We start from the raw sequence: 12,814 nt of genomic DNA, 5'->3' as shown, positions 1-12,814 counted from the left end.
GAATGAAGTATACAGAAGATCAAGATAAGGTAAGCTATTGCCTTGGCTTAAGCATTGCAAGTAATTTAATAACCTCCGGAGTTAAAACCATTAGCGTTGAACCTTTCATGGATGCATTGGATGCTGCTTTTAATGGTAAAATGCCAGAATTATCTCCTGAAGAAGCCAATAAAATCCTTCAAGAATTCTTTGGAAAAATACAAGAGGAACAAGCAGGAAAAGCTGTTGCTGCAGGAAAAGAGTTTTTGGATGAAAATGCCAAAAAAGAAGGTGTTGTAAAACTTGAAAGCGGTCTGCAATATGAGATTATTACAGAAGGAAAGGGAGACATTCCCAAAGGTTCAGATAGCGTGAAATGTCACTACCATGGAACTCTACTTGATGGCACTGTATTCGACAGCTCTGTAAACAGAGGCGAACCAGCTGTATTCCCAGTTAATGGAGTAATTAGAGGATGGGTTGAAGCTCTACAATTAATGCCTATAGGATCGAAATGGAAATTGTATGTTCCCTCGGACTTAGCTTATGGAGCGCAAGGTGCAGGAAACCTTATTGGACCACACACAACTCTAATTTTTGAAGTTGAATTACTTGAAATCGTATAATCATACTAACCATAACAAATAAACAAGAATGAAATTAAAAGTACTATCATTTGTGTTTGGCCTAGGACTAATCACATTAGCTTCTTGTAATCAAACAAGAAATAAAGATGTTGCTATTAACAACGAAATTGACTCTGTAAGCTACAGCCTTGGTGCTAGCTTTGGAACCAATCTTGAGCGCAACGGTCTTACAGAATTGAACGAAGAAGTTCTTATGGCAGCTATTTATGCTTCTCTTGATAAAGATTCATTAGTTATTTCTCCTCAAGAAGGAAATTCAATCATCAATAACTACATCAAAGGAATTCAAGAAAAAATTGGCGCTGAAAACTTAGCTAAAGGACAAAAATTCCTAGAAGAAAATAAAACAAAAGAAGGCGTTGTTGTTACTGCTAGCGGACTACAATATCGTATTATTAACGAAGGAGATGGAGCAAAACCTCTTGCTACTGATAAGGTAACCGTTAATTACAAAGGAACAACCATTGACGGAACAGAATTCGATTCATCATACAAAAGAAACGAGCCAGCAACTTTTGCTGCAAATCGTGTGATTAAAGGATGGACCGAAGCATTACAATTAATGCCTGTTGGTTCAAAATGGGAACTTTTTATTCCTTCGAACCTAGCTTATGGACCTCGTGCAATGGGTGCTGATATCAAAGCAAACGAAACTTTAATTTTTGAAGTTGAGCTATTAGATATCGTAACCGATGAAAAAAAGAACTAATTGAAGCAAGGTCTCAATTAGGACAATTTATTAAAAACATTACCCCTTTTGGTATTTTCCAGAAGGGGTTCTTTTTTCTTTTTTGGAAAAGAATCTTTTTTTAGATTTGCAATCTTTTGCAACTACAATAGCATTGTTGTAAATTTAAAATCTTGTTTTGAGAAAAATGGATAATATACAAGTAGATAGCTTTATTTTGACACATATCAAACTCTATCCTTTCCATTTCACAAAAACTATTTTTCATTAAAAAAGAAGAACATCTCAATCTCCTCTGTCAGTTGAAAGCTGGAAGACAAAAATGTCATTGCATTGAGATTTAATAAGAAATAATTAAAACAAACAAAAATGATGTACGCTGAGATTCATACCGAAAAAGGAGTTATGAAAGTAGAATTCTACGAAAAAGATGCTCCTAAAACTGTTGAGAACTTCGTCAACTTATCTGAATCGGGATTCTACGATGGACTTACTTTTCACAGGGTAATTCCTAACTTTGTAATTCAGGGAGGTTGTCCTGATGGAACTGGAGCTGGAGGACCTGGCTATTCTATTGACTGTGAATTGAACGGAGAAAATCAATATCACGACAGAGGTGTTCTTTCAATGGCTCATGCCGGAAGAAACACTGGCGGATCCCAATTTTTCATTTGCCACGGTCGCGAAAATACTTCACACCTGGATCGCCAGCATACTTGTTTTGGTAAAGTTGTTAATGGATTAGAAGTTATCGATGCAATACGTGCAGGTGATAGCATCGATAAAATTGTAATCGTAAAAGAGTAATATCAAATATACAGAACATTATGAATTTTGAAATTAATGGGAAAATGATCGTGAAAGAGGATACTCAATCCATTAGCGATCGTTTCAAAAAAAGAGAATTTGTTATTGAGGTTGAAAATGAAAGAAATTCTGATTGGAATGATTTCATCAAATTTCAATTAACACAGGATCGTTGCGATTTATTAGAAACAGTTTCTTTAAATGATGAAATTAAAGTTTCTTTTAATGTTCGTGGTCGAAAATGGGAAAAAGACGGAAAAGTAAACTATTTCTCAAACCTTGAAGCATGGAGAATTGAAAAAATTCAAACTGGAGCTTCTGCCGTTCCTGAAATGCCAGAATTCAGAGCCGATGACGTTCCTCCTGCTCCTGAAGAAGATGATCTACCATTTTAAATACATTAAAAACCGCACCAAGAGTGCGGTTTTTTTTTGAAAAAATCATATGAATACCTAGCCTGACTACAACTATCGGTATTGGAAACTTCTTTTCGCAAACCAGTCGAAAACAACCAATACTCCCAATGAAACAGCAATAATGTAAACTAAAATTGGAAGTTGAATTAGAGATTGAGCAACCCGAAACAAAATTTGATGAAGCGGCTGTAAAAATAACACATCTACCTGAGCTAAAAATGTATTATCAACCTGACTGATTAAAGTTCTCACATCAGTTCCCAGTAAGATTAGTCCTAAAATAAAAATCAATCCACTCATCCAAATCCACTGACTTTTTGAAACAGGTTTTGATATTTCAATCGGTTTAGCAAGCCAATCCTGCATTACACCATCCATCACCTTATTGGTAAATTGATCAGACGGTTCTTCGAGTTCAACATCCTTCATCAATTTTCTTATAAAATTATCCTGATAGATTTCTTCTTTTTTACTCATCTGAATTTAATTTTATATTTTAATAAGCTACATTATCGTTTTTAATTCGTCCTTTAAAGCCAATTCCAACTGCAGGTAAAGCTTTTTTCTGGCCCGAAACAATTTTACTTTCACATTGGAAGCACTTAAACCCGTAATTATACAGATCTCTTCAATCGATTTTTCATCCAAATAAAACAAACTAATCAAACTACTTTCATTACCTTTTAAGCCTTGTAAGGCTATGGCCAGATATCTTTTGCGTTCCTCCCTTCGTAAATCCTGAAAAGAAGACTGTGTTGATTGAACATTTACCGAGGCCGTAAAATCATCATCAATAGAACGTACATCAACCTTCTTTTTGCGTAACCGGGATATGGCTGTATTGTATATGATTCGGTAGACCCAAGTCGAAAATTTCGACTCTTCTTTGTATCGATCCAAAGCCTGATAAGCTTTCAAAAAGGCATCCTGAGCAATTTCCTCTGCATCCTCACGATTTCCCATTAATTGCAAGGCCACATTAAAAGCCATCTTCTTGTGCTTATTCACAAGAAAAGCATACGCTCCGGGATCTCCCTCTTTTATTTTGGCGATATAGTAAGTATCCGATTTAAACTTCATAGAACCCACACATGTACATTAATTTGAAACTACAAATCAATTAAAAGACCTGATTTCCATTCCTATTGTTGCTTTAATTCAATTATTAATTCTCTAAAAATGAAATCAACTACAACTTAGACGCGTCAAATCTCTATTCGGTTACATGCAGAACTATAATTCATTTTAGGGAAGTAATCTCATTCAAATTAAATATTCGTCCTCTGAAAAATATTTTCAAAATAGTGTAACCCAATTTCAGAACTTAGCGTCATAAGGTTGAATACAAAAACCAAGTTCTGGTTTTCATACTCAATCAACAAAATAATCGTTGTTTCATTTTAAAAAGTAAATCATGGATATAACAGGAGTAGTCGCAATCATTTCCGTATTTGGAGTCATTCCCTTGGTGGTCTATTTAGTACACCGACACAGAGAAAGAAAAGCTTTAATCGAAAAAGGAATGGATATCAGTCTTCTTCAGGGTGAGAAAAAATGCAGAACTTTAGACAGTTTAAAATATGGTGTTGTACTAATAGGTCTGGCAATAGGAATTCTTATAGGCAATATTTTAGCCGCCAACACCAATTTGAATGATGAAGTATCCTACTTTTCGATGATTTTTTTATTCGGAGGTTTAGCCTTACTAATCTTCTATTCACTTGCGAAAAGACACCAGGAAGAAAATTAAATTGATTTCCTCCTTGCAAAAAATGCGCTTCCAAACGGAGCGCATTTTTTAATTATTTTCTAAAAAACCAAGTTTTACTCACCTATTGTAAAACGAATTACCTCCTCAACTGCTTTTTCGCAGACATGGCAAAAATGCTTCATTCTATTCGATTTCATTTTACAATCCTGAGCTGGAGAATAAATTCCCTTTGCCGAATATCCACCTCCTTCGAATACACCAATTTTCCCTTCGTACTTTTTGCTTCTAGGAGTAGGAACAGGAACGGTATCGCTCAACATGTTTTCCCATTTCTCATGGAAATGAACAAGTGTAGTAATATTGGGTTCCCAAGGCTCTACTTCTAAATTATAATATCCATCGTATGCAACTTCCGAAGAGTAGTACTCATCGGCCAAGCCAGCAAAACCATGCCCAAACTCATGACTCGACACTTCGTAGGATAAAGCATTATCGGCAGAACAACTGGAATAGTAATTGTAAAAACCACCACCTCCGTACTTATCGGTATTAATCAGCACAAAAATCTGATCGTAAGGAACATTAGCCGAAATATCGTGCAATGATTTAATATCGAAGGTAGTTAAGTATCGATCTACGTCGAAGGTGTAAAAAGTAGTATTTACCACAGTATTCCTATAAATATTCTCTCCAGGAATATCTGTTCCCGATTCTTCAGAAACAGATTCAATGGCATAAATATTAAAACGATCGGCATAACGATCAAATGGTGGAACATCCAACAAATAGCCCGCAACACGTTTCGCATCGGCTTTAAATTTATCCATTTCTTTTGCCGTATAACCTTCCGCAATGAAAGCAATATCAACACTTGTTGCAGGATCGCCCTCTCCCATTATTTTTGTGAAAGGAATTGCTTGAGGCTTTTCCTCGGTAATAAAATAATTCGTAGGATCGATTGTATACTCCCAAATTTTCTCTCTATTTCCATCCCATTTTCTGGATTTCAGAACAAAACGCACAGAATTTTTCGGATAAGGCATCACATTTACCTGATAGAATGCCTTCTTAATCTCTTTAGCCTCAGCTGTCGATTGCCATTCTTGGAACAAGGAATTAAATCCTTTTGAATAAATTAATTCTCCAGATTTTAAATCGTATAATTCAAAACAGTAATTCCCATAACCAAATCGATCTACTAAATTACTTGTACTTCCTCCCCAAAAGGGTTCTTCTTTAATATCCTTAAAAAAAACCGCTTGCGAATCAAAATCTCCAGCCATCATGTAGTCAATGCGGAGACTTTTATCTTCAAAATATTTTTCAAATCCACTCTGCCCACAACAAACTCGTGATAAGGTAATTAGAATAATAAAAACTATCGATTTTGTAGCCATGTAACCAATTTTTAATGTTTAGTTCCTAAAATTACAAAATATTATGAAGTTCACTTTCATTTTCCAGCTAGGAAAGGATATCTTAGCTTTCTAATTAAATTAAAACATCTTTACCCCATGAAAGAACTCTTAGGCGTTCAATTAAAAAACTGGTTGATTAACGCAGGAATAAGTGAATACTGGTCGGTTATTTTTCAATCGGCTATTGCCAGTATTATCGTTATACTAGCCGCTTGGATATCTGATATTATAGCAAAAAGAATTCTCATTACTATTATTACCAAACTGGTCCGAAAAACAAAAACAAGCTGGGATGACATTTTATTGGAGCGAAAAGTTTTCACTAAAATAGCACATTTCGCTCCTGCTTCCATCATCTATTTTAGTGCTGAAATGATCGATCATGAAACTTTACAACAATTCGTTCAAAACGGATCCTATGTTTACATGGTTATTTTATCACTACTACTAATCGATACCTTTTTAAGCGCAGGAAATGACATTTACAATACGCTTCCCATTAGCAGATCCAGACCAATCAAAGGTTATCTTCAAATTATAAAAATCTTTTTCTATGCCTTAGGAATCATATCAGTAACGGCACTTTTCTTTCATAAAGATCCTTTCAAAATCATCGCAGGAATGGGAGCCTTTGCCGCTGTTATCCTCTTAATTTTTAAGGATACCATTCTCGGATTCGTAGCTTCTATTCAGCTTTCAGCCAATAAAATGGTAAATATTGGAGATTGGATTTCCATGCCTTCAAAAGGAGCTGACGGAACGGTTATCGACATTAGTTTGAACACCGTAAAGGTGCAAAACTGGGACAAAACCATTAGTACTATTCCTACCTATTCGTTGGTTTCTGAATCCTTTAACAACTGGAAAGGAATGGAAGAATCTGGAGGAAGACGAATAAAGCGACACATCAACCTAGATGTTAAGTCCATTCACTTTTTAAGCGATGATGAAATTAAAAAATTTGAACAGATTCACTTGTTGAAAGATTATATGGCGGAAAAGAAAAAAGAAATTCAAGAGAATAATCCCGAAGGAGAAATTTCTGTGAATCAGAGAAGATTAACCAATGTTGGCACATTCAGAAAATACGTTGAGGCATACTTGTTTGAAAATCCAAAAGTCAATAAAGAAATGACTTTTCTGGTGCGACAACTACAAGCTTCGGAAAAAGGTTTGCCTTTGGAAATATACGTATTCTCGAATGATCAGGAATGGGCGAAATATGAAGCCATTCAAGCTGATATATTCGATCATATTTTCGCTATTGTACCCGAATTCAATCTAAAAATATTCCAAAATCCAACCGGAGATGACTTCAAAAAATTAACTAATTAATATCTTACAAATACTTATGAAAAAAATATTCGACAAGTTCGATTTCTTCGAATCATTAGGCTGGTTCGGCAATATCATTTTAAGCATTGGGGTTATTCCTCAAGTGGTTCAAACCTATAAAACACATGATGTTGGAAGCTTTAATTGGCCCTTTCTTCTGATGTGGGCTTTTGGTGTCCTCTTTACTTTTATCTATATTGTAAATGGAGATTTAAAATCGGACAAACGTCAATACCCTCTATGGCTAAATTATTTAGTAAATATTATTGCCACTTTTTACCTATGCTACGCAAAATTAATATATAGCTAAGCAAAAAATACTACCACAACACCTAACAACCTAAAAATGAAAAAAGCACTCACACTTTTACTCGTATTTTCCAGCTTATTTTGCTTCTCACAAACCAAAGTTGGAAGAGTAGAACTTCCCGATCAAATGCTTGTTAATAATCAACAGTTGCAACTCGAAGGAGCTGGAACACGTGTGAAGCTCTGGATGGACATGTATGCCATGGGACTGTATCTTTCTCATAAAATGAAAGATGCTACGAAAATCATAAATAATGATGAAAACATGGCTATTCGACTGGAAATTATTTCAGGCCTAATTACATCTGAAAAAATGGAGAAAGCATGTAGGGAAGGTTTTACCAACTCCACCAGTGGTGAGATGGAAAACATAAAGCAAGAAATTGAAGATTTCATTTCTGTATTTCAAAATAGCATTGAGAAAAAAGATGTATTTGAATTCGTTTATTTGCCTTCTGAAGGCACTCAGATATACAAAAATGGGAAATTGCAACAAAACATTCGTGGGCTAGCATTTAAACAAGCTTTATTTGGAATATGGCTATGCAATACCCCCGTTGACAAAAATCTGAAAAAGAACCTATTAGAGTAATTGCAGCACCACGAAAAAACTATTCTAGACATTTTTTTCAGAATATTTCCTCCTCTTTTTTTACAGGTTGAGACATGGCATTCCTTTTAAAATAAATGTGAAAAAACACCCATATTAAAATAAATATCTAACTTAGCCGCACGCTCATAGCAATAAGTTGAGTTTACAACTTATCAATAAATTGACACTTAAGAAAATTTTGTGTTCCTAGTAAAATGAGCACATCAATTATTTGAAACAAAAACAAGAACAATGAGTACCAAAATATTTTCGAAAATTGTTGGGTCAGGTAGTTACATCCCAACTGTTCAAATAAAAAATGAACATTTTTTGAGTTATGATTTTTTCGAACCTAATGGTCAGAAAATTGAAACTCCTACGAAACAAATTATTGAGAAATTTAAGGATATAACAGGCATTGAAGAACGAAAATATGCCTCTCCTGAGCAAGTAAATTCTGATCTTGCTTATTTAGCAGCAAAAAATGCATTGGAATCCTCAAAAATAGATAAAGAGAGTTTAGACTACATTATAGTCGCTCACAATTTTGGAGATGTAAAACCTAACGCTACACTAACCAACCAACTTCCTTGTTTGGCAGCAAAAGTAAAAAACCTTCTTCAGATTGAAAATACTAAAACCATAGCTTACGATATACTTTTCGGATGTCCAGGATGGATTCAAGCTATGATTCAGGCCAACTATTTTATCAAGTCGGGAGATGCAAAGAGAATCATGGTGATTGGATCTGAAACCTTATCCAGAGTTTGTGATCCATTTGATAGAGACAGTATGATCTATTCGGATGGAGCTGGTGCTGCTATCCTCGAAGCATGTGAAGGCGAAGAAATGTCGGGAATCTTATCTCATGCTATGAGAACCCATACCAAAAACGAAGCCTATTTTTTGCGTGCTGATATTTCAGACAATGCCGAATTTGAAGGAAACAGCAACAGTTTATTCATTAAAATGTATGGTCGTAAGATTTACGAATATGCAATAACTAACGTTCCAGGTGTTGTAAAGGAAAGCATCGATAAAGCTGGCTTGGATATCAAAGACATCAAGAAAATTTTGATTCACCAGGCTAACGAAAAAATGGATGAAGCCATTGCTAAACGTTTGTTCCGTTTATATAAAGAAAAAGAAATTCCAGATAAAATTATGCCAATGATTATTCAGGAAATGGGAAACAACTCAGTAGCAACAGTACCCATTCTTTACGATCAAATTATCAAAGATCAATTAGTAGATCACAAACTTAATAAAGGTGATCATATTGTTTTTGCTTCGGTAGGTGCTGGAATGAACATTAATTCTTTTGTTTATAAAGTATAATCAGGTTATTATAGGAATATTAAAAAGAAAAATCCTCTTTTTATTACTCCATAAATAAATTACAAAAAGGCTTGCATTAGCAAATTAATTTTAGCAAATTAGCCGTACTGAATTTGAAATGTGAAAGGGCAATAGATATAGAGGAGATAGACAACATTCAGAAGTCAGAGTCAAACTGCATTCTAACCCTAAAATTACTATAGACAGTTACCCGGATCGATTTATTGATTCGGGTAATTATTTTTTAGAACAAATGCTCAACCTGAGATAAATAAAAAATATGTATCAATAAAAAAGCCAGAGAATATTCTCTGGCTTTGTATCCTATTTTTGAAAAAGACTAACCTCTTTGTCGAACAGCTTCGTAAACCATTAAGGAGGCGGCAACTGAAACATTCAAAGACTCAATCGATCCTTTAATCGGTATTTTTACCTGTTCATCAGCCAAGCGCAATAAAGAATCGTCAATACCTACATCTTCCGATCCCATAATAATAGCAGTGGCCAAGCTAAAATCACCTTCGGTGTATACTGTCTCAGCCTTCTCGGTAGCTGCGACAATACGAATTCCTTCTTTCTTTAAGTTACGAGTTAGCGTTTTTAAATTTTGAACTCTGCAAACTGGAATGTTATACAATGCTCCTGCTGATGTTTTAATTGAATCAGGAGTAATTTTAGCCGAGTTTTTAAACGGAATCACAATAGCATGCACTCCTGCACACTCGGCTGAACGAGCAATTGCACCAAAATTACGAACATCAGTAATCTGATCTAAAATCAGAATCAATGGCGTTTTTCCCTGTGAGAATAATTCAGGCACAATTTCTTCAATCTCCTGATATGGAATAGGAACAATCAAAGCTACTACACCTTGATTATTGTGTTGATCGAGTGAATTCAATTTCTCTACTGGAACAAATTGATATTCAACACCTTTTTCTCGAATTAAATCAAATAATTCTTGAAACAAAGCACCCGACAAACCAGTACGGATGAGTACTTTTTCAATTTCTTTTTCACTTTTTATTGCTTCCATTGTTGCTCTTATTCCGAACAACATTTCCTGTCTTTGTTTAGCCATCGATCAATTTACTTGTTGGTATTTTACAATCAGTAAGCACTTTGGTTTTCTCCTTCGTACCTCATTGCCACAAACATCAAAATGTTCCCTTTTTATACTATTCTGCCCCACAAAGGCTAGTTTCACTTGAACTATTTCCATCCACAAAATCAAGTATTTATACTGATTTAGAGCTATATGTTAAGCACTCAAAACCATTAGGATAAAAACTGATGGAACAAATCATGGATTCGCAAAGGTAGTTTGTAAAAGCCATTCGACCAACTGCTTCGGCTGCTTTTGTAAAAAAAGCCTCAACTATTCATTGGTAAAGCAAAATAAAACCTATTTATTCCCCCTTCTCGGCAATTAACTGTTCCAATTCTTCATTACGATTCTCCCAGTTCAGCATTTCGTTCTCAAGATCTTTTTTTGCTTTTTCATACTTTGCAAATACCGAATGGTCTTGCATATTTTCAGGTTTTGCCAGTAGTGCTTCCATTTCAGCTATCTGATCTTCGAATCGAGAAATATTTGCTTCACACGTCGAAATGGCTCTTTCCACCTTGGAAATTTTCTTACTCATTTCTTTTCGCTCCAAATAATTTAACTTATTATCAGAAGGAACTACATCAGCCTGCACCACAGAAATGGTATTGTTTACCTCTAATTCCTTTAAGGAATCCATTTTCTTACTTTGCAGAAAATCGTAAATTCCGCCAAGATGCTCTTTTATTTTTTTATTGGTAAACTCATATACTTTTGAAGACAAACCATTCAAAAACTCACGATCGTGAGACACGACAATTACGGTTCCATCAAACTGATTCAAAGCTTCTTTCAACACATCTTTTGATCTCATATCCAGGTGATTAGTAGGCTCATCGAGCACCAAAAGATTCACTGGCTCCAGCAGTAAACGAATCATCGCCAAACGAGAACGTTCCCCCCCCGATAACACTTTCACTTTCTTATCAATATCCTCTCCCCGAAACATAAATGATCCGAGTATATCACGAATTTTTGTTCTAACATCACCAACCGCTACATCATCGATTGTCTCAAATACCGATTTATTCTCATCGAGTAATAAGGCTTGGTTTTGAGCAAAATAGCCGATTTTAACATTGTGACCAATCTTACAGCTTCCTGTATGTTCCAATTCTCCCATAAGAATTTTTACTAAAGTCGACTTTCCTTCCCCATTTTTTCCTACAAAGGCAAGTTTTTCTCCTCTTTCAATAACAAATTCAAGCTGGTTTAGTACCAAATGATCGCCATAGGCTTTACTCAAATTTTTAACCTCACAAACCAAATCTCCTGATCGGGGTGCTGGAGGAAATTTCAAACTCAATTTAGAACTATCTTCCTCATCAATCTCAATTCGTTCAATCTTCTCCAATTGCTTGATACGAGACTGAACCTGAACCGATTTTGTAGCTTTATAGCGAAATCGTTCAATAAAATCTTCAGTATCCTTTATCTGCTTTTGCTGATTGACATAAGCTTTCATTTGTTGTTCACGCCTCTCGGCATGCAAAACTACATATTGCGAATAGGGAACCTTGTAATCGTATATTTTTCCAACAGAAATCTCAACTGTTCTATTGGTAATATTATCTAGAAATGCCCTATCGTGAGAAACCAAAACAACTGCTCCTGGATAAGTTTTCAAAAAATCTTCCAACCATTGAATGGATTCAATATCCAAATGGTTGGTAGGTTCATCGAGTAGAAATACATCGGGGCGGCGCAAAAGAATTTTTGCCAATTCTATACGCATTCTCCAACCTCCACTAAATTCAGTAGTTTGTCTAGTAAAATCACTTCTCATGAAACCCAAACCAAACAAAGTACGCTCTGCTTCAGCATCAATATTATCGCCACCCATCATATGGTAACGATCGTTTTTATCGCTAAGACGGCCAATCAATTTCATGTATTCATCCGATTCATAATCGGTTCGTTCTGCAATCTCCTCATTAATTTTAGCAATTTCCTTTTCCAAATTCAATACCTCTTCGAAAGCCGACAGAGCCTCTTCCATTACCGTATTTCCATCGATATGATTCACCTGCTGAGGCAAATAGCCAATTTTAATCTCATTGGGCAATGATACCGTTCCTGAGGTAGGAAGCTGAAAACCAGAAAATATTTTCAATAAAGTTGATTTTCCAGCCCCATTTTTTCCTACCAACCCAATTCTATCGCGCGAATTGACAATAAAACTAACTTGCTTAAAAAGGGTAAAGCCACCAAATTCAACCGTAAGATTGTTAATCGAGATCATACTTATTCATATTTTTCTGTTCGAACGACAAAGATAACAACAGTTCTCACTAATCTCTAATCATTAATCAGCAAATGCATTCATTCTGCACGTGCTACTATCTTGTATTCTCTGGAGACACAGAAAAGCTTCCTTCGTAAAAAAAGCCAATAAGCATAAGTGATAATTTACACTATGCCTAAGAAATATCATTTGATGAGTTTAGAAAAAAAATTACATTTGCA

At 35.2% G+C, this 12,814-nt stretch carries 15 protein-coding genes; 9 read left to right on the top strand and 6 right to left on the bottom strand.

The features are described from left to right. Positions 1 to 2 precede the first annotated feature (2 nt). The 4 genes from ABYT26_RS08905 (at position 3) to ABYT26_RS08890 (ending at position 2,516) form a co-directional block, all read left to right on the top strand. Positions 3 to 605: an FKBP-type peptidyl-prolyl cis-trans isomerase gene (locus ABYT26_RS08905; RefSeq protein ID WP_372753002.1), complete on the top strand. Its 603-nt coding sequence runs from the start codon at positions 3 to 5 to the stop codon at positions 603 to 605. Positions 606 to 633: 28 nt separating this feature from the next. After that, entirely contained in the window at positions 634 to 1,335 is a 702-nt protein-coding gene (locus tag ABYT26_RS08900; protein WP_372753000.1) for an FKBP-type peptidyl-prolyl cis-trans isomerase, read from the top strand. A gap of 348 nt (positions 1,336 to 1,683) precedes the next feature. Continuing rightward, entirely contained in the window at positions 1,684 to 2,121 is a 438-nt protein-coding gene (locus ABYT26_RS08895) for a peptidylprolyl isomerase (RefSeq protein WP_372752998.1), read from the top strand. 20 nt (positions 2,122 to 2,141) lie between these two features. Beyond that, a complete protein-coding gene (locus ABYT26_RS08890) occupies positions 2,142 to 2,516 on the top strand; it encodes a DUF3127 domain-containing protein (RefSeq protein ID WP_372752996.1) in 375 nt (124 codons plus the stop codon). Positions 2,517 to 2,588: 72 nt separating this feature from the next. Here the strand turns inward: ABYT26_RS08890 and ABYT26_RS08885 are convergent, their stop codons facing one another. Together ABYT26_RS08885 and ABYT26_RS08880 are read right to left on the bottom strand one after the other, a co-directional pair. After that, on the bottom strand, positions 2,589 to 3,014 hold the full coding sequence (locus tag ABYT26_RS08885; RefSeq protein ID WP_372752994.1) for a hypothetical protein: 426 nt from the start codon (positions 3,012 to 3,014) through the stop codon (positions 2,589 to 2,591). Between the two features lie 27 nt (positions 3,015 to 3,041). Next, positions 3,042 to 3,617 carry an RNA polymerase sigma factor gene (locus ABYT26_RS08880; protein ID WP_372752992.1) on the bottom strand — a complete coding sequence of 192 codons (576 nt, stop codon included), beginning with the start codon at positions 3,615 to 3,617 and terminating at the stop codon, positions 3,042 to 3,044. Positions 3,618 to 3,951: 334 nt separating this feature from the next. On the opposite strand from ABYT26_RS08880, the gene ABYT26_RS08875 reads away from it, so the two are divergent. After that, the gene (locus ABYT26_RS08875) at positions 3,952 to 4,287 is read left to right on the top strand and encodes a DUF6249 domain-containing protein (protein WP_372752990.1); all 336 of its coding nucleotides are present in this window, start codon (positions 3,952 to 3,954) and stop codon (positions 4,285 to 4,287) included. A gap of 74 nt (positions 4,288 to 4,361) precedes the next feature. Here the strand turns inward: ABYT26_RS08875 and ABYT26_RS08870 are convergent, their stop codons facing one another. Next, positions 4,362 to 5,645 carry a M64 family metallopeptidase gene (locus tag ABYT26_RS08870; protein WP_372752988.1) on the bottom strand — a complete coding sequence of 428 codons (1,284 nt, stop codon included), beginning with the start codon at positions 5,643 to 5,645 and terminating at the stop codon, positions 4,362 to 4,364. A gap of 117 nt (positions 5,646 to 5,762) precedes the next feature. Between ABYT26_RS08870 and ABYT26_RS08865 the strand changes: the two genes are divergently transcribed. The 4 genes from ABYT26_RS08865 to ABYT26_RS08850 all read left to right on the top strand — a co-directional run bounded on the left by ABYT26_RS08865 (position 5,763) and on the right by ABYT26_RS08850 (position 9,240). Further along, entirely contained in the window at positions 5,763 to 7,001 is a 1,239-nt protein-coding gene (locus tag ABYT26_RS08865) for a mechanosensitive ion channel family protein (protein ID WP_372752986.1), read from the top strand. A gap of 16 nt (positions 7,002 to 7,017) precedes the next feature. Next, positions 7,018 to 7,311, top strand: a complete 294-nt coding sequence (locus tag ABYT26_RS08860; RefSeq protein WP_372752984.1) for a PQ-loop domain-containing transporter — start codon at positions 7,018 to 7,020, stop codon at positions 7,309 to 7,311. Between the two features lie 36 nt (positions 7,312 to 7,347). Further along, positions 7,348 to 7,902 (top strand): chalcone isomerase family protein, encoded by a 555-nt coding sequence (locus ABYT26_RS08855; RefSeq protein WP_372752982.1) that lies wholly within the window; start codon positions 7,348 to 7,350, stop codon positions 7,900 to 7,902. A 252-nt stretch (positions 7,903 to 8,154) separates the two neighbouring features. Continuing rightward, positions 8,155 to 9,240, top strand: a complete 1,086-nt coding sequence (locus ABYT26_RS08850) for a 3-oxoacyl-ACP synthase III family protein (RefSeq protein WP_372752980.1) — start codon at positions 8,155 to 8,157, stop codon at positions 9,238 to 9,240. A 340-nt stretch (positions 9,241 to 9,580) separates the two neighbouring features. Here the strand turns inward: ABYT26_RS08850 and rlmB are convergent, their stop codons facing one another. From rlmB to ABYT26_RS08835, 3 genes are all read right to left on the bottom strand, one after another. Then, positions 9,581 to 10,321, bottom strand: a complete 741-nt coding sequence (rlmB, locus tag ABYT26_RS08845) for a 23S rRNA (guanosine(2251)-2'-O)-methyltransferase RlmB (RefSeq protein WP_372752978.1) — start codon at positions 10,319 to 10,321, stop codon at positions 9,581 to 9,583. 157 nt (positions 10,322 to 10,478) lie between these two features. Next, entirely contained in the window at positions 10,479 to 10,622 is a 144-nt protein-coding gene (locus ABYT26_RS08840; RefSeq protein ID WP_372753074.1) for a DUF418 domain-containing protein, read from the bottom strand. Between the two features lie 27 nt (positions 10,623 to 10,649). Next, positions 10,650 to 12,590, bottom strand: a complete 1,941-nt coding sequence (locus ABYT26_RS08835) for an ABC-F family ATP-binding cassette domain-containing protein (protein ID WP_372752976.1) — start codon at positions 12,588 to 12,590, stop codon at positions 10,650 to 10,652. Positions 12,591 to 12,814: the final 224 nt, after the last annotated feature.

The sequence above is a fragment of the Labilibaculum sp. genome (genome assembly GCF_041595635.1).
In the GTDB taxonomy this organism is placed as follows: Bacteria; Bacteroidota; Bacteroidia; order Bacteroidales; family Marinifilaceae; genus Labilibaculum.
This window is presented reverse-complemented; position numbering and strand designations above follow the sequence as displayed.